Source organism: Neoroseomonas rubea (genome assembly GCF_016106015.1).
In the GTDB taxonomy this organism is placed as follows: domain Bacteria; phylum Pseudomonadota; class Alphaproteobacteria; order Acetobacterales; family Acetobacteraceae; genus Neoroseomonas; species Neoroseomonas rubea.
The window spans coordinates 1-23,310 of record NZ_JACADQ010000001.1 but is presented as its reverse complement, the minus strand read 5'-3'; the positions used below and the strand labels follow the sequence as shown (position 1 = coordinate 23,310).

Here is a 23,310-nt window from a genome sequence, read left to right as displayed (position 1 = left end):
TTGGTCGGCCGTTCTGCTGGGAGAGGAGCCGCCCGGGGGTGCCGAGTCAAATGCGAGCGGTCGACACGCGCCATGCCGGCTGAAGGACCCTGCCTGTTGTACAGCACCGAACGCATGCAGATGCTGCTCTTCGAAGACACGCTCGACCCTGGGAAGCACCTGCGCCTGCCGCCCGGCCCGCGCGCGCTGTACCTGCAAGAGGGGCAGGCCAGGATTGGCGATCGGTCCCTTTCGCCCGATGCGGCCCTGTTCGCGGATAGTGCGATCGACGTTACGGGACACGGCACGCTGTGGCGGTTCGAGGTGGCGCATCGTCCACCCGGCTGGACCCTTCCGCCGGAGGACCGCGCCAACCTCCTTCTGGCGCGGCCCCTGGAGCGCGACGCGTCCCTTCCCTTCGTCTTGCGCCTCGACCGTGTGGATTTCACGCCGGACGCCGATACGCCCGCGCACGGCCACTACGGCCAAGGAATTCGCCGGCTGATCGGTGGCCGCCTGCTTCTGCGGATCAGTGATCGCATCGAACGCCGGCATCCCGGCGAGGCGTGGTTCGAGAACGGGCGGGAGCCCGTGACCGCCCGAGGTCTCATGCCCGGCACCGCCTTCATCCGCGCGCTGGTGATGGATGCCGACATGCAGGGCAGGTCGAGTTTCCTCGCCTGGACGCCCGAGGACGCGACCGCGCCACGCAACGTCACCTATCGCCTCTTCCTCGACGAGGTCACGCGGCTGCCGTGACCGCATGGCCACGCCGGTGCACGACGCGGCCGCCGACGATGGTCATCTCGGCCTCGATGTCCCCGAGCGCACCGTCGGGCACGCTCAGCGGATCGGCGGTAAGGACCGCGAAATCCGCCAGCTTCCCGGGCTCGATAGAGCCCTTCCGGTCCTCATCCATGGTCAGGAAGGCGCCGTGGTTCGTCACCGCGCGCAGCGCCTCCTCGCGGCTCAGCGCCTGACCCGGCGCGATTGGGCGGCGTTCCGCCGTACTCATGCGTGTGACCGCCTGCATGACCGGCTGCCAAAGGGAGATCGGCACATTGTCGGTGGCGAGGGAGACCGGCACGCCTGCGTCCTGCAGCCAGCGCAGAGGCACGATCGCTTCCTCGTCCGGCAGGCCGTGCCGCGCCTGCATCAGATGGCCCTCCTTGGCGATGTAGCGGTTCGTATGGGTGGTCACCACGAGGCCAAGGTCGCGAATCAGCCCTACCTGATCGCGCGTCAGCACCGCGATGTGGCCCAGCACCCAGCGCAGGCCGCGGATCGGCGCGACGCGATCCACCTCGGCAAACAGATCCAGCATGTTCGGCCAGATGCCGGTGACGCGGATTTCCTGGCGTGCGCAGGCGACTAGCAGCGCCATGGCGCGCTCCCGCGGCAGGCCCATGTCGTAGTTGAAGCCGGCCCAACCTGTGGTCGGCGCGGTCGCGCGGATCGCATTCTCCGGATTGCGGCCGATCTCGGTGATCAGCCCGCCCACGCGAAGCATGTCGTCGCCGAGGCCGCGTCCGGCCAGCCAATGCGCCCAGCCTTCGACGAGACGGTCAGGGTCCGCATCCTCAACGCCGCGCCAGTCCGGGCAGAAGACGAGGTTCGACCGCATCGTCAGCCGGCCGGCCTCGTGCACCTGGCGATAGGCTTGCAGCAGTTCCGCGGCGACGCCATGGCCCTCGTAGACGCTCGTCGTGCCGAAGGCGTGGTAGGCCGCGGCCGCGGCCGGCAGGCTCGCCACGCGCTCTGCCACGGTGAAGCCCGGGGCGGCGCGCAGCAGCGACAACTCGACCAGCGGCATGAAGGTCTGTTCGCGGAAGATGCCGGTCGGCGCGCCGGAGGCATCCGTCTCGATCTCGATGCTGGGCGCGGGCGGCGCCGTGTGCCGATCGATCCCGGCCAGCGCGAGCGCGCGCGTGTTCGCCACCGACACCAGCGGCAGAGTGTGCCGCCAATAGCCCCAGATCGGCTTGATATAGACCGGGTTCTGTGGCGTCGCCGCGTCGAGGTCATGCCGCGTCGGCCAACGCCGCTCGGCCAGGCCCTTCTCCGGGTCGCGATAGAAGGGCGGATCGCCGAGCGGCATGGTGACGATCCACTCCCCCGGCTGCTTCCCGCGCGCGATCTCCGCGATGCGCGCCTTCACATCGGCGATGGACCGGCAGCCCGCGAGGCTCGGCAGCACCTGGCGCAGCCCCGCGCGGTCCATATGCGCATGCCCGTCGATCAGGCCCGGCATCATGGTGCGGCCGGCGAGCGCGAACTCCCGCGTGGCGGGCCCACGATGCCGCGCGACCGCCGCGGCGTCGCCGACGGCGAGGATGCACCCGTCCCGCACCGCCACCGCCTCGGCCACCGAGAAGCGGTCGTCCATCGTCAGCACCTTGCCGCCGGTCAGGATCAGGTCGGCGGGGATGGCATCCATGCGCGGCGTCTCCCGGGGTGACGCGCCACGGTCCCGCCGGCGACCGAGGGGGTCAAGCACGCGCCGGACGGAATTGTTGCGCCCGCGTCGGCCACTTCGCCAGGATGGCGCCTGTCCGACCCGGAGGCTAGAACAATGAAGCGTCGCACCCTGATTGCCGCGACCGGCGCGGGGCTGGCCCTCACGGCCCCGCGGTCGCGGGCGCAGGGCACCTGGCCGAACCGCCAGATCCGCCTGATCGTCCCCTTCAGCCCCGGCGGCTCGGTGGACGCCATGGCGCGCGTGACGGCGCAGAAGCTCCAGGAACGGCTCGGCCAGCCGGTGATCGTCGAGAACCGCACCGGCGGCAATGGCGCGATCGGGGGCGTGGCCGTCGCGCAATCCCCGCCCGATGGCTACACTTTCTGCTTCTCGGCAAGCATCCAGATCCTGGCGCGCCTGGTGATGCGCAGCCCCGGCTACGACCCGATGGTGGACCTGCAACCGGTCGCGCGTGTCGGCCAGGGCCCGCTGCTGCTGATCATGAACCTCCAGCGGCCGCAGACGACGCTGCAGGAGGTGGTCGCCGCCGTGCGCGCGAACCCGCGCGACTGGTCCTTCGGCGTGTCCTCGCTCGGCTCGGCCGGGCATCTCGCGACAGTGGAGTTCATCCGCCAGGTCGGCGTGGATGTCACTGCCGCGTCGTATCGCGGGACCGCGCCGGCGCTCACGGACATGATGGGCGGCAGCATCGCGCTCATCTTCGACCCCATGCTGGCGACGCTGCCGCCTGTCCGGGCCGGACGGGTGAAGGGTGTCGCCATCACCTCGGCGCAGCGCAGCGCGGCGGCGCCGGACATTCCGACCACTGCGGAGGGCGGCATGCCGAGCCTCGACCTGCAATCCTGGTGGGCGTTGTGGGGGCCGCGCGGCCTGCCGGGGGAGATCGTCGCGCGCATCAACGCGGAGCTTTCCACCGCGATGCTCGAACCCGATGTGCGCGAACGCGTCGGCAGCCTGGGGATCGAGCCGATGTTCCAGGCGGGGCCTGCGCTGACGCAGTTCATGGAGCGCGACTTCGCGCGGTCGCAGGAACTGCTTCGGATCGCGAACTTCCAGCCGGAGTAGCGATCGGGGTGACCTACTCCCAGGACAACGGCAGCAGGCGCCGGGCCTGATTATGTCGTGCGGGACTACTCAGGCCGGCGTCACCACGAGACGCATCTTTGGCGAGCCAGAGGAATTCGTGAGTTCGTGCCCTGTCTGTGACCGTCGAAGGCCCGCAACCCGTGGCTGAATTTTCACAGGCGAGTGGACGTGGTGCCGGAGGTTGTGCTCGGCTACCTCCATCGCCCGGTGGCGAAGAACGAGAAAGCCGCAGCGATCCTCAAGAAGCGGACTCCGACCGCCCTCTACAACACGCGCGGCACGTCCGAGGGTACCTGGCTACACACCCTCCACCGCGACCTCAACGCCGCCATGGCCGCCGCTTACGGCTGGCGAAAGGGTATCGGCGAGGAGCATGCCCGCGAAAAGCTCTTCTTCGTGCACACAGCACGAGCGGATGGCGCATGAGCGGGCGCCGACCAGCCGTTTTCTCACTGCATTTGATATCGTGTCCCGCGGGCCGGTGCTCCGACAAGGCGGCGAGCTCTGAGGTGATACCGCGTCGATGCGCCGTGGAATGCACCTTCGGCTCGAAGATCTGCTGGCGGCGCCACGCCTGCGATTACGAGCAGCGCCTCGACGTGTCCGAGGCCATCATCTTCGTCGCCATAGTCGCCCTGGTGCTGCGCCGCGTTGCCTGTCGCTAATTCTCAAACTGCCTCTCAGCGAGTTGGCGGTAGGGGTGTCCTTATACTTGCGGCTTCATATCCGCCGCTGGTAGCGTTTCCCCGAAGCACCGTATCCACCCTCTTCAAATCTGCCCCAGTATCCGTATCGATCCAGATAAAAAATGTCCCCGAAAAATAATTGCTGCCCATTCCTTCCTGCGTCCTTGCAATGAGTATAGTGTTTCGCTCCTGCTCTCCGACTCTAATGCGTTCCGCTCGTACGGCACGCCAATGCTCCATGTAAAGCTGCCCATTTGAGCCAAGATAGGAAAATCGTACTTCTTTTCCTGCTTCAAGCGGCCAAAAATTTGTCAGCCCTCGCCTCACTGATTGTTCATCGGACAAAGGCAAGCGCCAGAGGTTGTACAGCCATCGCTGATCACCAGAGGTAGTCCGTACGATGCATGTCACTGGATCCGCGGGATCAACACCTGCATAACGAGCGGTGCGACCACTAACCCAGGTGACAACCGTCCCGTCGTTGGGACACCTGAATGGCACCGATCCGAAGGATGGCCCCGTTGGTATGCTGACCGACGGTTGGCACCCCAAAAGAAAAACTGACCCCAGCACTGCTAAGGCTGCAATTCTCAAGGCGCCCTCCACTCGTTACGGCTAAAACCACTTCTTAAGCATAAATGTACTTTTCTTACTATCCGATCAGATGATCCCGGACGGCATGCCCTACGTCAAGTGATCTGAACCGCCATTCCCCGGATAGCCAGCCGATCTGCCAATCGGGAGAAGAGCGTATCGGTGTTTCGACTGCGATAGCAACGGCAAGGGGCCCAGATCGCGCACGCACGAGGCCTGCGCGGTCGATGGTTGCCGTCGGAGCGGAAAACAAGCGCGTTCGGTCGAGATCTGGACGCGGTTCTCCCGCTGTCGTCGGCCTCCGCGACCGATGCAGCCAGCGGCGCTCAACATCGCGCCGGCGGCGGCAATGGACGCAGCGCGGCGATTGCGGCGAGGATCTGCTGGAACAGCTCACGCGGCAACATCACCTCGGCCATCTGGAAGGTGACTGATCGCCCGTGTCGGACGATCTTGGCGCCGATCTCGACCATGCGGTCGCGCAACGTGGTCAGCGACCAGTGCTTGACCTTCTCGGGCAGCGCCAGGGTGCGATGGAAGTTGGCGAGGTTGTAGGCCAGCGCGTGCAACTGCAGCCGCACCGCGTTGGCAGCGAACCGTGTGCAGGACAGCCGCGTCCAGGTGATCGCGTTCTTGCCTTCATTGATGTACTGCTCCGCCGTGCCGCGCTGGTTGTAGAACGCGACCACCCGCTCGGCCGGGCGCGTCATGTTGGTCACGATGAACCCGACGCGCGGATACAACTCGCCAGGGTGCCATTCGACTTTGGGCACCACGCGGCGGGGCTTGCTCCACGATCCGGCCCGGTAGCTGAAGCTGGCATGGTGGCGGCGCACCTCATGCGGCGGACGCCCGACCGGGCGTTTCAGCAGCCAGGCGGTGCTCTCCTGGAGCACGGCATTGGCGGGCAGCCGGATCGTGTACTTGGAGCGCTCGGCCTCCAGCAACTCGTAGATCTCGGGATCGGCGAAGGCCGCGTCGGCGAGGAAATACCGCCGCTTCATCCGGCCCCGGTAGCGCGCGATCACCGGCGCCAGCAGCGCCCGCCAGCCATCGGCGCTTTGCACGTTGCCGAGCCGCAGCGCGCACCGCTCCAGGGCGCCGAAATGGTTGAACACGAACAGCGGATGATAGCAGGTGCACCCGAAGTGGGCGTTGTAGGCGCTGCCTTCCTGCCCGCCATGCGTCTCACTGACGCTGCTGCCCATGTCGAGCACGATCACCGACTGTGGCCGGCGGGCCTGAACCCGGTCGATCCAGGCGCCCGACAGGTCGGCCAAGGCGGCGAGGTTCGCCTCGCTGGTCAGCCAGCCCGTCTTGAACCGGCCCATCTGGCTGGTCGAGCTGGCCCGGCGATCCAGCACGCCACGATCGACCACGGCACGCATGGCCGGATCATGCGCGAGACGCTCGGCGTCGTTCACATCCTCATTGCCGGCGAGGCGGCAGAATACCGACTGCCGCAGCAGCCCAGCCAGCAGATGGCGCGTGTTGGCGCCTGTCGATCTATGTCGCCTTCTGTCCGCTTCGCGCCCGTCAGGGGTAGGGCCGGGGGTAGCGAGCACCAAGCCGAGCTGAATTTGGCGGATTTCTGGGAAATTTAAAGGGGCAACTGGCGGAGGGGATGGGATTCGAACCCACGAGACGACTTGACATCGTCTAACGGTTTAGCAAACCGCCGCCTTCGGCCACTCGGCCACCCCTCCGCAGGAGTGGAAAGTCACACGGCGTTGCAGCCGCCGCTTCTAACGGCCGGGGCGCGCAGCGTCAAACGCTCCGCGCGCCCCGCCCGCAACCGTCAGGACAGCGCGACCTCCATGCCCCGCTTCGTCGCCGGGCGGGCCATCAGCGCCTCGTACCAGCGCAGCACGTTCGGATAGTCGCCCATCGCCTTGCCCTGCGTCGGCAAATGCCGCTCCGCCCGCCAGGCCCAGCCGAGGATGGCGAAGTCCGCGATCGAGGGCTCGCCCGCCGTCGCGACGAAATCACGGCCCGCGAGCCGCTTGTCGAGCACGCCGTACAGCCGCAGCGTCTCCTTGCCGTAGCGCTCGATCCCGTAGTCCTTCGCCGGGCCGTCGGGCTGCATCATGAAGTGGTGCACCTGGCCGGGCATCGGCCCGAAGCCGCCCATCTGCCACATCAGCCATTCATAGACCGGCACGCGGTCGCGCAACGCCTTGGGCAGGAACTTCCCCGTCTTCTCGGCCAGGTACAGCAGGATCGCCCCGCTCTCGAACACCGTGATCGGCTTGCCGTCCGGCCCCTCGGGATCGACGATCGCGGGGATGCGGTTGTTCGGGCTGAAGGAGAGGAAGTGCGGGTCGAACTGCTCGTTCTTCGAGATGTTCACGGGCTTCACCGTATAGGCGAGGCCCATCTCCTCCAGCGCGACGCTGATCTTGCGTCCGTTGGGCGTGTTCCAGGTCCAGAACTCGATGGCCATGCGCGGATGTCCTTCCGAAACGCTCCGCGCGTGCTTCGCATGGCGCCTGCGGCCCGTCCACCGCGCGGCCGCTACCCCGCCACCTGCCCCGCCTGCCGCCACGCATGCAGCAGCCCATGCGCCACGGCGAGCAGCGCCGGCCCGATGAACAGCCCGAGGAACCCGAAGGCGATCAACCCGCCGAAGACGCCGAGGATGATCAGCCCGAGCGGCATCGCGCTGCCCCGCTGGATCAGCAGCGGGCGAACGATGTTGTCGCTGCCCGAGACCGCGACCAGCCCCCACGCCAGCATGAAGATCGCCCAGCCCGTGCTGCCCTCGCTGTAGAGCCAGGCCGCGGCCCCGCCCCAGGTGACCACGACGAGCGGCCCGAGCACCTGGCTGATCGAGAAGATCATCGTCAGGAACCCCAGCACCGCCGCCCCCGGCACGCCGGCGACCGCGAGGCCCGCGCCCATCAGCACCGCCTGCAGGATGCCCGTGCCGACCACGCCCCAGGCGACGCCGCGCACCGCCCCGCCCGCGGCCTCGACGGCCGCCACACCCGTGGCACCGCCGAGCCGGCCGGCCACGTCACGCAGCTGGTCGGCCATCGCATCGCCGCTGGCCCAGAACATCGCCGCGACCACCAGGGCGAGCAGGATCTGCAGCACGCTTTCCGCAGCAGCCTGGCCGACCGAGACGAGAAGGCTCGCGATCTGCCCGGAATAGGGTGCGATGAGCCCCTTCACATCGCCCTGGAGGTTGGCGATGCGCGCCCAGAAGGCGGCCGCCTGGTCGCCGACCAGGGGCAGGCCGGACACCCAGCCCGGCGCCACCGGCGGCAGGTTCTCGAACGCCGCGCGCGCCTGGCCCACCACCTGCCCCACCTGCGTCGCGAGGCTCGGGGCCATCATCGCCACCGGCAGCAGCACCAGCACCAGCAGCAGCACGAGCATCACCACCGCAGCGATCCCGGGCCGCATGCCCCGATCCACCAGCGCGGCGCGGGCCGGCCAGGTGCCGATGGCGATGAAGGCGCCGAAGCAGATCGCCATGGCGAAGGGCTCCAGCACCCGCACGATGCCGAACAGCAGCAGGGCGAGCAGGATCAGCACCGCCGCGCGCTCGGCGATCAGCACGGTGGCGGCGTGGCGGTTGCCCTGTTCCGGCGTCTCGGCCTGCATCGCGCATTCCCCTCGGGTGGCGGGGCGAGCGAAGCACGCCCGCCCGCGCCGGGGGAAGCGGGCGGATCAGCCGAGCTTCTTCTTGAGCACCTCGTTCACCAGGGCCGGGTTCCCCTTGCCCTGCATGGCCTTCATGGTCTGGCCGACGAAGAAGCCGAACAGCTTGTCCTTGCCCGAGCGGTATTCCGCGACCTTGTCGGCATTCTTGGCGAGCACCTCGTCGATCACCGCCTCGATCGCGCCGGTGTCGGTCACCTGGCGCAATCCGCGCTCCTCCACGATCACGCCCGGCGCGCGGCCGGTCTCGACCATGACCTCGAAGACCTCCTTGGCCAGTTTCCCGGACAGCGTGCTGTCCGCCATCAGGTCGAGCAGCGCGCCCAGATCGGCCGCGGAGACAGGCGGATTGGCGATGGAGGTCTTGGTCCGGTTGATGGCCGCGAACAGGTCGCCCATCACCCAGTTCGCCGCCTGCTTCGCGTCGCGGCCCTTCGCGACGGCCTCATAGTAGGCGGCCGTCTCCTTCTCGAGCGTCAGGACATGCGCGTCATAGGGCGTGATGCCGTAGTCGCGCACGTAGCGCGCGCGGCGCTGGTCCGGCAGTTCCGGCAGCGCGGCCTTGAGCTCATCCACCCAGGACTGCGCGATCACGAGCGGCGGCAGGTCCGGGTCGGGGAAGTAGCGGTAGTCATGCGCATCTTCCTTCGACCGCATGGAGCGCGTGATGCCGCGGCCGGTGTCGAACAGGCGCGTCTCCTGCTCGACCGTGCCGCCGCCTTCCCAGACCTCGATCTGGCGGCGCGCCTCGGCTTCCACCGCCTGCATGACGAAGCGGATGGAGTTGACGTTCTTCACCTCGCAGCGCGTGCGATACCCCTCGCCCGCCTTGCGGACGGAGACGTTCACGTCGGCGCGCATGGAGCCTTCCTCCATGTTGCCGTCGCAGGTGCCGAGGTAGCGCAGGATCTGCCGGAGCTTCGTCAGATAAGCGCCCGCTTCTTCCGGGGACCGCATGTCGGGCTCGGAGACGATCTCCATCAGCGCCACGCCCGAGCGGTTGAGGTCGATGAAGGACTTCGTCGGATGCTGGTCGTGCAGCGACTTGCCGGCATCCTGCTCCAGATGCAGGCGCGTGATGCCGATGGTCTTGGTCGTGCCGTCGGACAACTCGATCTCGACCGCGCCTTCCCCGATGATCGGGTGCGCGTACTGGCTGATCTGGTAGCCCTGCGGCAGGTCCGCATAGAAGTAGTTCTTGCGGTCGAAGCGCGACCAGAGATTCACCTTCGCGTTCAGCCCGAGCCCCGTGCGCACCGCCTGGGCCACGCATTCCCGATTGATGACGGGCAGCATGCCGGGGAAGCCGGCGTCGATGAACGACACCTGGCTGTTCGGCTCCGCGCCGAATTCGGTCGCCGCGCCGGAGAACAGCTTGGCGTTGGAGACGACCTGCGCGTGGACTTCCAGGCCGATGACCAGTTCCCAGGGGCCGGTCGTGCCCTCGATCGTGTAGCTCATGCCCCGGCCCTCATGCTCGGAACCGCGTCGAAGCCCGCGGCGCGCTCGATCGCGGCGCCGACGGAAAACACCGTCTCCTCGTCGAACGGCCGCCCGATCACCTGCAGCCCCAACGGCAGCCCCTGCGGATCCAGCCCCGCCGGTACCGCGAGCCCCGGCAGGCCGGCCAGGTTCGCCGTCACGGTGAAGACGTCGTTGAGGTACATCTTGATCGGGTCGTCGCTGTTCTCGCCCTCCGCAAACGCCGCGCTCGGCGTCGCCGGCGTGACGATGGCATCGACGCGGCCGAACGCCTCGGTGAAGTCCCGCGCGATCAGCGCGCGCACCTTCTGCGCCTTCAGGTAGTAGGCGTCGTAGTAGCCCGCGGACAGCACATAGGTGCCGATCATGATGCGCCGGCGCACCTCCTGCCCGAAGCCCGCTTCGCGCGTGCGCTCGTACAGGTCGCGGAGGTCGGAGTTCTTCTCCGCGACGCGCAGCCCGAAGCGCACGCCGTCATAGCGCGCGAGGTTGGAGGACGCCTCGGCGGGCGCGACGATGTAGTAGGTCGGCAGCGCGTACTTCGTATGCGGCAGGGAGATGTCGACGATCTCCGCCCCCGCATCGCGCAGCCAGTCCAGCCCCTGGCGCCACAGCCGCTCGATCTCCGGCGGCGTGCCGTCGAGCCGGTACTCCTTCGGCACGCCGATCCGCAGCCCCTTCACGGAGCGCCCGCAGGCGGCGGCGAAATCCGGCACGGGCCGGTCGGCGCTGGTCGAATCCTTCGGGTCATGCCCGGCCATGGACCGCAGCAGGATCGCGCAATCCTCGACCGTGCGGGCGAAGGGCCCGGCCTGATCGAGCGACGACGCGAAGGCCACGATCCCGAAGCGCGAGCAGCGCCCATAGGTCGGCTTGATGCCCGCGATGCCGCAGAAGGCCGCGGGCTGGCGGATCGACCCGCCGGTGTCAGTCCCCGTCGCCCCGAGCGCCAGCCGCGCCGCGACCGCCGCGGCCGAACCGCCCGAGGACCCGCCGGGCACCAGCCGCGCATCAGTGTCGTTGCGCCGCGACCACGGGTTCAGCACGCCGCCATAGGCGCTGGTGAGGTTGGACGAGCCCATGGCGAACTCATCCAGATTCGCCTTGCCGAGGAACACCGCGCCGTCCCGTTTGAGGTTCGACGTGACGGTGCTCTCATAGGGCGGGATGAAGCCGCCGAGGATCCTCGACGCCGCGGTCGTCTGCACGCCCTCGGTGCAGAACAGGTCCTTGATGGCGAGCGGGATGCCCTCGAGCGGCCCGGCCTCCCCCCGCTTGCGCTTTGCATCCGATGCCCGCGCGGCCTCGATCGCCTGGTCGGGCGTCGTGGTGATGAAGGCGTTGAGGCGCGGGTTCAGCGCCTCGATCGCATCGACATGGGCGCGGGTCAGCTCCTCGGCCGACACCGCGCCTTCCGCGAGCGCCGCGACGGCGCCGGCGAGGGTGAAATCCGTGGGATGCATCACTCGACCACCTTCGGCACGCCGAAATACTCGCCCTCTCGGTCCGGGGCGTTGGCCAGGACCTTCGGCGCCATGCCGCCATCGGTCACCACGTCATCGCGCATGGGCATGGAAGCGATGCCTTCCGGCGTGCCGCCGGCCATCGGCTCCACGCCGTCGGTATTCACCGCCTGCAATTGCTCGATCCAGCCGAGGATGCCGTTGAGCTCGCCCTGCACGCGGGCGACCTCCTCCTCGGGCAGGCGGATGCGGGCAAGGGCGGCGACGCGCCGCACGGTGGCGGTATCGAGGGACATTCTCTCGGCACTTCCAGGGGAAAGGGGGGCGGACCATAAGGCTGCGCATGGCCGTCATCAACCTGAAGGACCTCCGGGCGGGGCTTGCCCGCCACCAGCGCCTGATCGGGCTCGATCCGGGGGCGAAGACGATCGGCGTCGCGCTGTCGGACGTGACGCTCATGCTCGCCAGCCCCTATGGCAGCCTCAAGCGGGGCAAGCTCGCCGCCAACGCGGCGGAGATCGCCGCCATCGCTACCAAGGAAGGCGCGGGCGGGCTCGTCATCGGCCTGCCCCTGTCCATGGACGGCACCATGGGCCCGGCCGCGCAGGCGGCGAAGGACTGGGCGCGGGCGGTCTCGGACGCGACCGGCCTGCCCTGCGCGCTGTTCGACGAGCGGCTGTCCTCCGCCGCCGTCAACCGCATGCTGGTGGCCGAGGCCGACCTGACGCGCGCCAAGCGGGCCGTGGCGGTGGACCGGGCGGCGGCGGCCTACATGCTGCAGGCCGCGCTGGATGCGTCGCGGGGCTGAACCAACGCTCAGGCCGCGCGGACACCGCCCAGGAATTCCCCGATCCTGGCCCGCAGGCGGGACGCTTCCTCGGCGAAGGCGAGGGACGCGCTCCGCACCTGGCCGCTCAATTCACCCGTCTTCTGCGCCGCCCCGCTGGCGGCCCTGGTGTCGTGCGACACGGTGCCGGTCGAACGCGCGACATCGGCGACGCTGCGCGCGATCTCGGCCGTCGCCGCACCCTGTTCCTCGACCGCCGCGGCGATGGAGGCCGCGGCGTCGTTGATCTCGCCCACCACGGCGCCGATGCCGCGCACCGTCTCGACCGCCGTGACCGCGACCGAGCGCATGTTGGCGATCTGCTGGCCGATCTCGGCCGTTGCCTTCGCCGTCTGCCCCGCGAGCGACTTCACCTCCGAGGCAACGACGGCGAAGCCCTTGCCGGCGTCACCCGCGCGCGCCGCCTCGATTGTCGCGTTGAGCGCCAGCAGATTGGTCTGCGCCGCGATGCCGGAGATCAGGCTCACCACCTCCCCGATCCGCTCGGCGGCGACGGACAGGCCCTGCATCGTCTCGTCGGTGCGCACCGCCTCGGCCACCGCGCGCCGCGCGACCTCGGTCGCCTGCGTCACCTGGCGGGCGATCTCGGCAACCGAGGAGGTCAGTTCCTCGGCCGCCGCGGCGGCGACCTGGGTATTGCCGGCGGTCTCATCCGCCGCGCCTGCCACCGCGCCGGTCAGCGTCATCCCTTCGCGCGCGGCGCCCTCGAGAACCGCGGCCGTGCCGTCCAGCGCCTCGGCCGCGGCGGCGACGGTGCCAAGCGCTCGCTCCGCATCGGCTTCGAAGGCGGCGACCAGCGCCTCGAGCCGCGCGACACGCTCGGCCTGGCGGGCGGCCGCGGCACGCTCATCGGCCTCGGCCTGGGCGCGCTGCTCCATCTGCTCGCCGATGCCGCGCACCGCGCCGACGATGCCGCCCATCTCGTCATCCCCGCGCCAGACGCGCGGCAGGTCCGGACGGGCCTCACCCCGACCGATCCTTTCCAGCGCGGCCGTGATGCCGCGGAGCGGGGACAGCACGCGCTGCGACAGGCGCAGCAGCGTGATCCCCGCGATCGCCAGCACCAGCAGCACCAGAACCGCATCCAGGGTCAGCTGGGCGCGGGCAGACGCCTGCCGTGCGGCGAGATGGCGCTCAGCATCGTGGAGTGCCGCATCCCGGATGCTCAGCACGCTGGCCAGGCCCCGGTCGCCAAGGGCCTGCCATTCGGAGATGCCCATCGGCGGGGCGCGGCCGGTCGTCGCCGCGGCGACCATCTGGTCCCGCACCGGCACGAAGCGTCCGAAATAGCTGTCCCGCGCGGCGGATATCGCCGCGGTCACGGCAGGGCTCGCGCTGGACGCCGGGTTCAGTTCCTCGATCCGGCGGAAGGCGGACTGCACCGCGCCACGCCGCATCGCCCAGCCGGCCAGGCGGTCGGGATTGGCCTGGGCGGGTTCGCCGACGAAGCCGGAAAGGCCGGCACGCTCCACGCCGGCATCTTCGCGCGCCTGATGCGCGAGATAGGCTGTCTCGATGGCCCGGGCGAGGATGGCATCGGCCGCGGCGATGCCGGAGGCTTCCAGCCAGACCGCGTTCAGGGCCGCGCCGGCAGCCGTGGCGATGCCGTACCAGTCGCGCAGCAGGGCCTCCGGCCGTTGCGGACGCGGCTGGCGCAGCGCCTGGTCGGCGGCGGCCCGCGTGCCATCGAGCCGTTCAAGGGCCCGCCGCGCGGCGCCGATCCTGTCGAGAAGCGCCGGCGAGGCCCCGTCGGCAAGCCCGTCGAGCGCGGACGCCGCCACCGCCTGGGAGCTGGCCCGGGGCTCCGTGATCTGGGCGAGCCGGGGCGCATCGACTGGCGCCTGGGCCCTCAGGGCGTTCTGCATCCGGCCCCGTTCGAGCTGGATGCCGTCCATCGCCTGGAACAGCGCAGCGGCGTGGCGGTTGACCGTGGCGATGCGCGCGCCCGCGTCGAGGCTGCGCCAGGACGCGAAGGCCCATGCCGCCGTGATTCCGAGCGCCAGGAGCGCGAGCATGGTCACCAACCCGGCAACTTCGCGCGCAGCCATCCGGGGGGTCAGTCGGCGCAGCAGGTGCGACATGTCTGGGTGTCCTGATCGAAGGCGTTCGACGCGCGGGAAACTCCAGATATCGTGAAATATTTGAAGTTTTCGTAATGAGACGGCGCATTGCCCGGCTCTGGACGCTGCCTTCCGCCGCCCCGCGCGACCCGGTCGCCACGCATGCTCGCGCGCCGCCTGGCCGGCCGGTGACATCGCCGCGGTGGAGGTCCGCGCTGGCCGGGACGAAGACGCGGTCCCTGCCGGCGGCTGATGCCGCTCACCGCGGATGGGCGGGAGAGGATGAACCGCGAGGGCCGCTTGCCCGAGGAGCAGGAGGCCCTCGCCGTCCGGCTCCGCATCGCCCGGGCGCTGGCCGAATCCCCCCCGCCGGCCTAAGGTCCGGCCCGTGTCCTACCCGTCCAAGCACCTGCTCGCCATCGAGGGGCTCGAGCCACCGCACATCGCGGACCTGCTCGACCTCGCCGAATCCTACGCCCTGCTGAACCGCAGCGGGAAGACGCAGCGCGACCTGCTCAAGGGCCGCACGCTGATCAACCTGTTCTTCGAGGACAGCACCCGCACCCGGACCAGCTTCGAACTGGCCGGCAAGCGGCTGGGGGCGGACGTGATCAACATGTCCGTCAGCACATCCTCGGTGAACAAAGGGGAGACGCTGCTGGACACCGCCAGCACGCTGAACGCGATGCAGTGCGACCTGCTGGTGATCCGCCACGCGCAATCGGGCGCCCCGGCCCTGCTGTCGCAGAAGGTCGACGCCGCGGTTATCAATGCCGGGGACGGGACGCATGAGCACCCGACCCAGGCGCTGCTCGATGCGCTGACCATCCGCCGGCACAAGGGGCGGCTCGAAGGCCTCATCGTCGCCATCTGCGGCGACATCGCCCATTCGCGCGTCGCGCGGTCGAACATCCATCTGCTGGGCACCATGGGTGCGCGCGTGCGCATCGTCGGCCCGCCCACGCTGATCCCGGCGGATGCCGCGCGCCTCGGCGTCGAGGTGTTCACCGACATGAAAGCGGGGCTGAAGGACGCCGATGTCGTGATGATGTTGCGCCTGCAGCGCGAACGCATGTCCGGCGGGCTTGTCCCCTCCGCCCGCGAGTTCTTCCGCTTCTACGGGCTGGACGCCGAGAAGCTGGCGCTGGCGAAGCCCGATTCCATCGTCATGCACCCGGGCCCGATGAACCGCGGCGTCGAGATCGACAGCGCCATCGCCGACCACCCGACGCGCTCGGTGATCGGGGAGCAGGTGGAGATGGGTGTCGCGTGCCGGATGGCGGTGCTGGATATCCTGGCGCGGCGGCTTCCGCGGAACCGGTGAGCACGACGTGGGCGGAGGCGAGCCGGAGCGTGGTGTGACGCAGCCGGACTCCGCGCCGCCGTACCACCCGCATCCCCTGTCACCATTCCGCCTGGACCCGCCGCCCAGCCGCCGGGATGCTTTGCTTTGGGTCATCATCGGCGGCCTGATGCTGTTCATGCTCAATGCGGGCGTGCCGTACCACGCATGGGTCGCGCTGAGCTGGACACGCGCCGAGGCAACGATTACGGGCGCGACGCTCCGCGAGCCAACGCGGTGGCAGCCCCGACGGAGCCACTGGATCGACTTCAGCGTCACCTTGCCACACGGGCGGGAGGTGCCCGGGCGCTCGGCGACGTCGATCGGGCTCATCCGCATGCTGCAGTATCCTTACAGGACCGGCGCGGACCGGATGATGCCAAACCAGCCGCCGCCGATCGGCGCGCGACTGGACGTGTTCGTCAGCCCCGGCGCGCCACATCAGGTGGTGCCGGTGGGCCAGTTCGCGCCGGGCCTCTCGATCCTGCTTTCTCCATTCCTGCTGGTCGTGTTCGTCCGCGGCCTGTTCCATCTGCGGCGGAGGCGACCGGAGCCAGCCAACGCTTGACGCGCGATGGCATGGGCGACCATGCCGCGCACCATCGGATGCATAATGGATGGCAACATGAATGCCCCCCGTCCCGCCCGGCCTGACGAAGCCCCGGCGCTTCGCGACCTGGTTCGCACGGCCTATGCGAAGTACATCCCGCGCCTGAACCGCGAACCCGCGCCGATGGTGGACGACTACGCCGCGCGCATCGCCGCCGGCCAGGCCTGGGTGCTGGAGGAGGATGGCGACTTCCTCGGCGCACTGATCCTCGAGGACGAGCCCGACGGGCTGCTGCTCTACAACATCGCGGTGTCGCCGGCAGCGCAGGGCCAGGGCGTCGGCCGCCGCCTCATCGCCTTCACCGAGGCCGAGGCGCGCCGCCGCGGCTACGCTTTGCTCCGGCTCTACACCAACGAACTGATGGTCGAGAACGTCGCGATGTATCCGCGCCTCGGCTTCACCGAGACGCATCGCGGCAGCGAGGCGGGGCACCGGCGGGTGTATTTCGAGAAGCGGGTCTAGCGGTCCGTCATGACTGGACCGAAGCCTCCTCCCGAGGGTCGTTGGTGGCGGATCGCGAAGGCTTTGCACGGGGAGGCGACGCCTTCGCGCGCGTTGCTGGCGGTCTTCGCGGCAGGGCTTCTTCTCATCGCACCGTTGGGCGTCTGGACGATGTCGATGAATATCGAGGGACTCTCGATGTTGCGCAGTTGGACGCGGGGGACGGCCGAGGTGCTCGCGGTTCCGGGCCCGAACCCGAGCGCTCCGCGGCGCCATTACAACCTTGTCCTGCGCCAGCGTCTCGGCGACGGGACTGTGGTGGATGCCCGGGGGCTGCGGGGGCATCCGTTCCGCATCACCTGGTCACGCCCTGGGCACATCCCGCAGCCAGGCGACACCATTGATGTCGTCATCGACCCGCGCGACCCGCGGCGGATCACCACGGTCGACAGCGTTGGCGTGCCGGGGCTCGGCATAGCCTTCGGCCTGGGTATGTTGGCGATGAGCGCCTTCTTGCTGACGATGCTCGTGACGGGACTCTGGCTGCGCTGGCGGCAGTCCAGCGAGGCCCAAGCAAGGCCGCGGTGAAGGCAGCTTTCCAACAGCGCCCCTGCTGGCGGAGCGCGGCAGTGCGTCTATAACCACGGGCGATGCGCGACCTTCTCATCTCCGACGCCCGCCTGCTCGACCCCGCGACCGGCCTCGACGCGCGCGGCGCGCTGCTGGTCCGCGACGGGCTCATCGCCGACCTCGGCCAGGGCCTGACGGCGCCCGAGGGCGCGGAACTCATCGACGCCGCCGGCGCCTGCCTGGCCCCCGGCCTGGTCGACCTGCGCGCCAATCTCGGCGAGCCGGGGCAGGAACACCGGGAGACCATCGCCTCCGCCGCCCAGGCCGCCGCGGCGGGGGGCATCACCACGTTGTGCGTGCTGCCGGACACCGACCCAGCGCTCGATGACCCCGCGCTGCTCTCCTTCATGATCCGGCGGGGGGAGGCGACGGGCTCCGTCACCCTCCTGCCCTACGGCGCCGCGACGGCCGGTTGCGCGGGCAAGGAGCTCGCCGAATTCGGCCTGCTGCGCGAAGCCGGCGCAATCGCCTTCACGGATGGCGCCAAGGCGATCGGCAATGCGCGGACGATGCGCATCGCGCTCTCCTACGCCCGGGCCTTCGGCGCCTTCATCGTGCAGCATCCGGAGGACCCCTCGCTCGCCGCCGGCGGCGCCGCGACGGAGGGCGAACTCGCGACCCGGCTCGGCCTGCCGGGCATCCCGCCGGCGGCGGAAGCGATGATGGTCGCGCGCGACATCACGCTGGCGCGGATCACCGGCGGGCATGTGCATTTCGCCCATGTCAGCACGGCCGCCGCACTCGACCTGATCCGCGCGGCGAAGCAGGACGGGCTGCGCGTCACCTGCGACACCGCGCCCCCCTATTTCGACCAGAATGAGACGGCGATCGGCGACTACCGCACCTACGCGAAGCTCTCGCCCCCGCTGCGCACCGAGGCCGACCGCATCGCCATCGTGGCGGGGCTTGTCGACGGGACGATCGACGCGATCGCCTCCGACCACCAGCCGCGCGATGCCGACGACAAGCGCCTGCCCTTCGCGCAGGCGGAAGCGGGTGGCGCGGGGCTCGCGACGCTGCTGGCCGTGACGCTCGCGCGCGTGCATGCGGGGGATATCCCGATGCTCGCGGCGCTCGGGCTTCTCACCTGCAAGCCGGCGGCGCTGCTCGGCCTGCCCGTCGGGCGGCTGGCCAAGGGCGCGCCGGCCGACCTGCTGCTGTTCCATCCCGCGCGCGGCTGGAAGGTCGAGGCCGGGAAGCTGCCCGGCAAGGCGCAGAACTCCCCCTTCGACGGGCGGGCGCTGGAAGGCCGCGTGCTCGGCACCTGGAAGGCCGGCCGGCGGGTCTTCTCCGCATGATCACCGACCCGTCCATGGCCTTCGTGGTCGCACTGCTGGGCGGCTACCTGATCGGCTCCATCCCCTTCGGCCTGCTGCTGACGCGCTGGGCGGGGCTGGGGGACATCCGCGCCATCGGGTCGGGCAACATCGGCGCGACCAACGTGCTGCGCACCGGCAAGAAGGGGCTCGCCGCGGCGACGCTGCTGCTCGACGGGCTCAAGGGCGCGGCCGCCGTGCTGCTGGTGCGCGGGGTGGCGGGGGACCAGGACCTGGTCGCGGGCACCGCCGCGGTCATCGGGCACACCCTGCCCGTCTGGCTGGGCTTCAAGGGCGGCAAGGGGGTGGCGACGGGGCTCGGCGTGTTCCTCGCCGCGATGTGGCCAGTCGGGCTCGGCTGCTGCGCCACCTGGCTGGTTGCGGCGAAACTCACACGCATCTCCTCGGCCGGGGCGCTGGCGGCCTTCGCGGTGGCACCGCTCCTGGCGTTGATCCTCGCGGATGCCGAGCACGCACTGCTCGCGCTGCTGGTCGGCGTGCTGGTGTTCTGGCGGCATGAGGAGAACATCCGCCGGCTCCTGGCGGGGACGGAGCCGCGGATCGGGCAGAAGGGGTGAAGGGGGGCTCCGCCCCCCTCAAGACCCCCCGCCAAAGGCCGAAAGGCCTTTGGAAACCATCACCAGGCGCCAGACCATCCACGCAGGGCCCAGAGTAGGGCATGCGGTAACGAACCAAGGGCAGGCCAGCCCCAAATCAATCTCCGGGCGATATACAAAATCGTGTATCGCCCATATGGCGAATTCCGATCACACATCGGCCATGCGCCGATGCTTGCTTCCAGGCCATGTGGGACGCGGCACCGCGACCCGAGGGGGCCCGACGTCGATGCCCCGCATCCGTGCCCGCCCAAGGACGGCCGGGCCGTGCCGCCGCCCACCGCCATGACCCTCCCCCTCCTCCGCCTCGCCCGCACCGAGGGCGTCGGCCCCCTCACCTTCCGCCGCCTGCTCGACCGCCACGGCGACCCCGATCGCGCGCTGGCCGCCTTGCCCGGCCTCGCCACCCGCCGTAACGCGCCCTTCGCCATCCCGCCCGAGGCCGCGATCCGCGCCGAGGCCAAGGCCCTCGCGAAGCTGGGCGGCCGCTTCGTCTTCCTGGGCGAGGATCTCTACCCGCCGCTGCTCGCCCTGCTGCCCGACGCGCCGCCCGTGCTCGCCGTGCTGGGCGATGCCGGCCTGCTCGCCGCCCCCGCCGTCGCGATCGTCGGCGCGCGCAACGCCTCCGCCGCCGGGCGCCGCATCGCGGAGGACCTTGCCGAGGCACTCGCGGCCAAAGGCCCCACCATCGTCTCCGGCCTCGCGCGGGGGATCGACACCGCGGCGCATGAAGGCGCGCTGCGCACGGGGGGCACCATCGCCGTGCTGCCGGGCGGGCTCGACCTCCCCTACCCGGCCGAGAATGCGGCGCTGGCCGCGCGCATCGCCGAACGTGGCGCGGTCATTGCCGAAAGCCCACTCGGCACGGCGCCGCTCAACCGCCACTTCCCCCGCCGCAACCGCATCGTCGCGGGCCTCTCGCTCGGCGTCCTGGTGGTGGAAGCGGCGCATCGCTCCGGCACGCTCATCACCGCGCGTCTCGCGCTCGAACAGGGGCGGGATGTCTTCGCTGTTCCCGGCAGCCCGCTCGACCCGCGCTGCCGTGGCTCCAACGACCTGATCCGCCAAGGCGCACACTTGGTCGAGAGCGCCGAGGATGTGCTCGACCACCTGCCCGAAACACCCCGGGCGATGCCCCTTTTCGTGCCCCGGACCCTGCCCGAAGCCCCGCCGGATGGCGCCCCGGAGCTCGGACCGCCCCTGGAAGGCTCCGCGCAACTTCTTGAAATGATTGGCTTGTCTCCGGTATCGGTTGACGAGGTCGCCCGGCGCTGCCACCTCTCGCCCCCCGAACTCCAGGCTCTCCTCACGGATCTGGAGCTCGATGGCCGGGTGGAAATGCTGCCCGGTCACCGCGTCGTGCGCTCTGCCAACGGGTGATCCGCGAACACATGTCGGACGTTGTTGTCGTCGAATCCCCGGCCAAGGCCAAGACGATCGAGAAGTATCTCGGGCGGGACTTCACCGTGCTCGCCTCCTTCGGCCATGTCCGCGACCTGGAGGAGAAGGACGGCGCCGTCCTGCCCGACCAGGATTTCGCGATGGTCTGGGGCAAGGATGGGCGCGGGGAGGCGCAGGTCGCCAAGATCGCCACCGCCCTGAAGTCGGCCAAGCGCCTGTACCTCGCCACCGACCCCGATCGCGAAGGGGAGGCGATCTCCTGGCATGTGAAGGACATGCTCGGCCAGCGGGGCGCGCTGAAGGGCAAGGACGTCCAGCGCATCACCTTCAACGAGATCACCAAGCGCGCCGTGCAGCATGCGGTCGCGCATCCGCGCGACCTCGACGTGCCGCTGATCGACGCCTACCTGGCGCGCCGCGCGCTCGACTACCTGGTGGGCTACACGCTTTCCCCGCTGCTGTGGCGCAAGCTGCCGGGCAGCAGGTCGGCCGGGCGGGTGCAGTCCGTCGCGCTCCGCCTGATCTGCGAGCGCGAGGCCGAGATCGAGGCCTTCAAGCCGCGCGAATACTGGACGCTGGAAGCAAAGTTCCAGACGCCCGCCGGCGCGCCCTTCACGGCGCGGCTGACGCATCTCGATGGCAGGAAGCTCGAGCAGTTCGACCTGGCGGACGCGGCCTCCGCGCTCAACGCCAAGGCGCTGGCGGAAGCGACCACCTACGCCGTCGCCTCGGTCGAGAAGAAGCGTACACGGCGCAACCCGCCGCCGCCCTTCATGACCTCGACGCTGCAGATGGAAGCCAGCCGCAAGCTCGGCATGGGCGCGCAGCAGACGATGCGCACCGCCCAGCAGCTGTATGAGGCCGGGCACATCACCTACATGCGGACCGACGGCGTCTCCATGGCGCGGGAGGCGATCGCCGCCATCCGCGACCATGTGAAGGGCGAATTCGGCGTTGCCTACCTGCCGACCGCCCCGCGCGAGTACCAGTCCAAGGCGAAGAACGCCCAGGAAGCGCATGAGGCGATCCGCCCGACCGATGTCGCGCGATCCCCCGAGAGCATGGTCGGCGAATTGGAAGGCGCACAGGCGCGCCTGTACGAACTGATCTGGAAGCGCGCCGTCGCCTCCCAGATGTCGGCCGCCGAGCTCGACCAGACAGCCGTCGACATCGCCAGCGCCGATGGCCGGCTGCGCTTCCGCGCCACGGGGTCCGTCGTCGCCTTCGACGGCTTCCTGAAGCTGTACCGCGAGGATGAGGACGACCGCGCCGCCGACCTGCGCGCCGGCCTCAAGCCCGCCGACGCGGTCGAGGACGAGGACAGCCGCATCCTGCCGCCGATGGCGGAACGCGATCCGCTCAAGCGCGGCGACGTCACGGCGAGCCAGCACTTCACCCAGCCGCCGCCGCGCTATTCGGAAGCGACGCTGGTCAAACGGCTCGAGGAGCTCGGCATCGGCCGGCCTTCCACCTACGCCTCGATCCTGCAGCGGCTGCAGGACCTGAAATACGTCACGCTCGAGAAGCGGCGCTTCATCGCGCAGGATCTCGGGCGGATGGTGACGACCTTCCTCGTCCGCTACTTCGACAAGTACGTGGACACCGGCTTCACCTCCGCGATGGAGGAGAAGCTCGACGAGATCTCCGCCGGCCAGAGCGACTGGCGCGCGGTGATGCACGCCTTCTGGAACGAGTTCTCGGCGGCCGTCGAAGCGACGCGCGACCTCAAGATCCGCGACGTGATCGATGCGCTGGACGAGGATCTCGGCCCGCACATCTTCCCCGCCCGCGGGGATGGCACGGACCCGCGCGCCTGCCCCACCTGCGGCGTGGGCCGGCTCGGCCTGCGCCTGGGGCGAACGGGGGCCTTCATCGGCTGCTCGAACTATCCGGAATGTCGCTACACGCGCCCCTTCGGCGTGGACAGCGGCAGCGCGGAGGGCGCGGGCGGCGACCAGGAGCTCGGCGAGGATCCGGCGACGGGCCAGAAGGTCTCGGTCCGGCGCGGGCCCTACGGCTTCTACATCCAGCTCGGCGAAGGGAGCACCGACGCCAAGGGCAAGCCGGTGAAGCCAAAGCGCACAAGCCTGCCGCCGGGGATGTCGCCCGACCAGGTGGGGCTCGAGCAGGCACTCGGCCTGCTCTCCCTGCCGCGCATCATCGGGCGGGATCCCGAGACGGGGGAGGAGATCACCGCGGGCCTCGGTCGCTTCGGCCCCTATGTTCGCTGCGGCACCGTGTTCAAGTCGCTCGACAAGGATGACGACGTGCTGACCGTCGGCATGAACCGGGCGCTCGCCCTGCTCGCCGATGCGCGCGCCCGCGTCCGCGAACTCGGCGTGCATCCGAAGGACGGGGAGCCGGTCAGCGTGCGCAAGGGCCGCTTCGGGCCCTATGCCCAGCACGGCAAGGTCGTGGCGAACCTGCCGCGCGACGTCGCGATGGAGGATCTCACCCTCGACCAGGCGGTCGCGCTGCTGGCCGAAAAGGGCAAGGCGCTGAAGCCGCGCGGTCCGGCCGGCCGTGCCAAGGCCGCGCCGCGCAAGGCCGCCGCCGAGGCCAAGCCCGCCGCGAAGGCGCCGTCCAAGGCCCCGGCGACCAAGGCCCCCGC

General features: G+C 69.9%; 20 protein-coding genes, 1 tRNA gene and 1 pseudogene. 13 read left to right on the top strand and 9 right to left on the bottom strand.

Annotated features, from left to right (window positions below; all coding sequences use genetic code 11):
• The first annotated feature begins 114 nt into the window (after positions 1 to 114).
• Positions 115 to 738: a hypothetical protein gene (locus HW577_RS00105; RefSeq protein ID WP_198374009.1), complete on the top strand. Its 624-nt coding sequence runs from the start codon at positions 115 to 117 to the stop codon at positions 736 to 738.
• Here the strand turns inward: HW577_RS00105 and HW577_RS00100 are convergent.
• Positions 722 to 2,416: an amidohydrolase gene (locus HW577_RS00100; protein ID WP_198374008.1), complete on the bottom strand. Its 1,695-nt coding sequence runs from the start codon at positions 2,414 to 2,416 to the stop codon at positions 722 to 724. The two genes, HW577_RS00105 and HW577_RS00100, sit on opposite strands and share 17 nt — an antisense overlap.
• A gap of 135 nt (positions 2,417 to 2,551) precedes the next feature.
• Between HW577_RS00100 and HW577_RS00095 the strand changes: the two genes are divergently transcribed.
• From HW577_RS00095 to HW577_RS26815, 3 genes are all read left to right on the top strand, one after another.
• Complete coding sequence (locus HW577_RS00095) at positions 2,552 to 3,523, top strand: Bug family tripartite tricarboxylate transporter substrate binding protein (RefSeq protein WP_198374007.1); 972 nt, start codon at positions 2,552 to 2,554, stop codon at positions 3,521 to 3,523.
• Positions 3,524 to 3,712: 189 nt separating this feature from the next.
• Positions 3,713 to 3,970 carry a hypothetical protein gene (locus HW577_RS00090; RefSeq protein WP_198374006.1) on the top strand — a complete coding sequence of 86 codons (258 nt, stop codon included), beginning with the start codon at positions 3,713 to 3,715 and terminating at the stop codon, positions 3,968 to 3,970.
• 104 nt (positions 3,971 to 4,074) lie between these two features.
• A complete protein-coding gene (locus HW577_RS26815) occupies positions 4,075 to 4,209 on the top strand; it encodes a hypothetical protein (RefSeq protein ID WP_269769476.1) in 135 nt (44 codons plus the stop codon).
• A gap of 941 nt (positions 4,210 to 5,150) precedes the next feature.
• Here the strand turns inward: HW577_RS26815 and HW577_RS00085 are convergent.
• The 7 genes and pseudogenes from HW577_RS00085 to gatC all read right to left on the bottom strand — a co-directional run.
• Positions 5,151 to 6,326: pseudogene (locus tag HW577_RS00085) on the bottom strand (IS1380 family transposase); the annotation flags it as partial.
• Positions 6,327 to 6,437: 111 nt separating this feature from the next.
• Positions 6,438 to 6,530: transfer RNA gene (locus HW577_RS00080), tRNA-Ser, on the bottom strand.
• Between the two features lie 92 nt (positions 6,531 to 6,622).
• Positions 6,623 to 7,267 carry a glutathione S-transferase family protein gene (locus HW577_RS00075; RefSeq protein ID WP_198374005.1) on the bottom strand — a complete coding sequence of 215 codons (645 nt, stop codon included), beginning with the start codon at positions 7,265 to 7,267 and terminating at the stop codon, positions 6,623 to 6,625.
• A gap of 71 nt (positions 7,268 to 7,338) precedes the next feature.
• A complete protein-coding gene (locus HW577_RS00070; protein ID WP_198374004.1) occupies positions 7,339 to 8,433 on the bottom strand; it encodes an AI-2E family transporter in 1,095 nt (364 codons plus the stop codon).
• 66 nt (positions 8,434 to 8,499) lie between these two features.
• Positions 8,500 to 9,951, bottom strand: coding sequence for an Asp-tRNA(Asn)/Glu-tRNA(Gln) amidotransferase subunit GatB (gatB, locus tag HW577_RS00065; RefSeq protein ID WP_198374003.1), 1,452 nt, complete (start codon positions 9,949 to 9,951; stop codon positions 8,500 to 8,502).
• Entirely contained in the window at positions 9,948 to 11,435 is a 1,488-nt protein-coding gene (gatA, locus tag HW577_RS00060; RefSeq protein WP_198374002.1) for an Asp-tRNA(Asn)/Glu-tRNA(Gln) amidotransferase subunit GatA, read from the bottom strand. The genes gatB and gatA overlap by 4 nt, the downstream gene beginning before the upstream one ends.
• On the bottom strand, positions 11,435 to 11,731 hold the full coding sequence (gene gatC / locus HW577_RS00055) for an Asp-tRNA(Asn)/Glu-tRNA(Gln) amidotransferase subunit GatC (RefSeq protein ID WP_198374001.1): 297 nt from the start codon (positions 11,729 to 11,731) through the stop codon (positions 11,435 to 11,437). The genes gatA and gatC overlap by 1 nt, the downstream gene beginning before the upstream one ends.
• A 47-nt stretch (positions 11,732 to 11,778) precedes the next feature.
• Between gatC and ruvX the strand changes: the two genes are divergently transcribed.
• On the top strand, positions 11,779 to 12,243 hold the full coding sequence (gene ruvX / locus HW577_RS00050) for a Holliday junction resolvase RuvX (protein ID WP_198374000.1): 465 nt from the start codon (positions 11,779 to 11,781) through the stop codon (positions 12,241 to 12,243).
• A gap of 8 nt (positions 12,244 to 12,251) precedes the next feature.
• On the opposite strand, the gene HW577_RS00045 is transcribed toward ruvX, so the two are convergent.
• Complete coding sequence (locus HW577_RS00045) at positions 12,252 to 14,363, bottom strand: methyl-accepting chemotaxis protein (protein WP_198373999.1); 2,112 nt, start codon at positions 14,361 to 14,363, stop codon at positions 12,252 to 12,254.
• A 367-nt stretch (positions 14,364 to 14,730) separates the two neighbouring features.
• Between HW577_RS00045 and HW577_RS00040 the strand changes: the two genes are divergently transcribed.
• From HW577_RS00040 to topA, 8 genes are all read left to right on the top strand, one after another.
• Positions 14,731 to 15,666 carry an aspartate carbamoyltransferase catalytic subunit gene (locus HW577_RS00040; protein ID WP_198373998.1) on the top strand — a complete coding sequence of 312 codons (936 nt, stop codon included), beginning with the start codon at positions 14,731 to 14,733 and terminating at the stop codon, positions 15,664 to 15,666.
• A 34-nt stretch (positions 15,667 to 15,700) separates the two neighbouring features.
• Positions 15,701 to 16,252 carry a DUF3592 domain-containing protein gene (locus tag HW577_RS00035; RefSeq protein WP_198373997.1) on the top strand — a complete coding sequence of 184 codons (552 nt, stop codon included), beginning with the start codon at positions 15,701 to 15,703 and terminating at the stop codon, positions 16,250 to 16,252.
• A gap of 57 nt (positions 16,253 to 16,309) precedes the next feature.
• Positions 16,310 to 16,756 (top strand): GNAT family N-acetyltransferase, encoded by a 447-nt coding sequence (locus tag HW577_RS00030; RefSeq protein ID WP_232474564.1) that lies wholly within the window; start codon positions 16,310 to 16,312, stop codon positions 16,754 to 16,756.
• A 93-nt stretch (positions 16,757 to 16,849) separates the two neighbouring features.
• Positions 16,850 to 17,323, top strand: coding sequence for a DUF3592 domain-containing protein (locus tag HW577_RS00025; RefSeq protein WP_198373995.1), 474 nt, complete (start codon positions 16,850 to 16,852; stop codon positions 17,321 to 17,323).
• A 62-nt stretch (positions 17,324 to 17,385) separates the two neighbouring features.
• Entirely contained in the window at positions 17,386 to 18,663 is a 1,278-nt protein-coding gene (locus HW577_RS00020; protein ID WP_198373994.1) for a dihydroorotase, read from the top strand.
• The gene (gene plsY, locus HW577_RS00015; RefSeq protein ID WP_232474563.1) at positions 18,660 to 19,259 is read left to right on the top strand and encodes a glycerol-3-phosphate 1-O-acyltransferase PlsY; all 600 of its coding nucleotides are present in this window, start codon (positions 18,660 to 18,662) and stop codon (positions 19,257 to 19,259) included. Before HW577_RS00020 ends, plsY begins: the two co-directional genes overlap by 4 nt.
• A gap of 324 nt (positions 19,260 to 19,583) precedes the next feature.
• Positions 19,584 to 20,678: a DNA-processing protein DprA gene (dprA, locus tag HW577_RS00010; protein ID WP_198373993.1), complete on the top strand. Its 1,095-nt coding sequence runs from the start codon at positions 19,584 to 19,586 to the stop codon at positions 20,676 to 20,678.
• Positions 20,679 to 20,689: 11 nt separating this feature from the next.
• A partial coding sequence (gene topA / locus HW577_RS00005; protein ID WP_198373992.1) for a type I DNA topoisomerase occupies positions 20,690 to 23,310 on the top strand: 2,621 nt, incomplete at its 3' end.

Excerpts from the sequence above, each read along its gene's own strand:
- HW577_RS00030 (WP_232474564.1), top strand. The coding sequence starts at position 16,310 with ATGAATGCCCCCCGTCCCGCCCGGCCTGACGAAGCCCCGGCGCTTCGC.
- HW577_RS00095 (WP_198374007.1), top strand. The coding sequence starts at position 2,552 with ATGAAGCGTCGCACCCTGATTGCCGCGACCGGCGCGGGGCTGGCCCTC.
- HW577_RS00070 (WP_198374004.1), bottom strand. The coding sequence starts at position 8,433 with ATGCAGGCCGAGACGCCGGAACAGGGCAACCGCCACGCCGCCACCGTG.
- dprA (WP_198373993.1), top strand. The coding sequence starts at position 19,584 with ATGACCCTCCCCCTCCTCCGCCTCGCCCGCACCGAGGGCGTCGGCCCC.
- HW577_RS00075 (WP_198374005.1), bottom strand. The coding sequence starts at position 7,267 with ATGGCCATCGAGTTCTGGACCTGGAACACGCCCAACGGACGCAAGATC.
- gatC (WP_198374001.1), bottom strand. The coding sequence starts at position 11,731 with ATGTCCCTCGATACCGCCACCGTGCGGCGCGTCGCCGCCCTTGCCCGC.
- HW577_RS00100 (WP_198374008.1), bottom strand. The coding sequence starts at position 2,416 with ATGGATGCCATCCCCGCCGACCTGATCCTGACCGGCGGCAAGGTGCTG.
- ruvX (WP_198374000.1), top strand. The coding sequence starts at position 11,779 with ATGGCCGTCATCAACCTGAAGGACCTCCGGGCGGGGCTTGCCCGCCAC.
- gatA (WP_198374002.1), bottom strand. The coding sequence starts at position 11,435 with ATGCATCCCACGGATTTCACCCTCGCCGGCGCCGTCGCGGCGCTCGCG.
- gatB (WP_198374003.1), bottom strand. The coding sequence starts at position 9,951 with ATGAGCTACACGATCGAGGGCACGACCGGCCCCTGGGAACTGGTCATC.
- HW577_RS00105 (WP_198374009.1), top strand. The coding sequence starts at position 115 with ATGCAGATGCTGCTCTTCGAAGACACGCTCGACCCTGGGAAGCACCTG.
- HW577_RS00020 (WP_198373994.1), top strand. The coding sequence starts at position 17,386 with ATGCGCGACCTTCTCATCTCCGACGCCCGCCTGCTCGACCCCGCGACC.
- HW577_RS00045 (WP_198373999.1), bottom strand. The coding sequence starts at position 14,363 with ATGTCGCACCTGCTGCGCCGACTGACCCCCCGGATGGCTGCGCGCGAA.
- plsY (WP_232474563.1), top strand. The coding sequence starts at position 18,660 with ATGATCACCGACCCGTCCATGGCCTTCGTGGTCGCACTGCTGGGCGGC.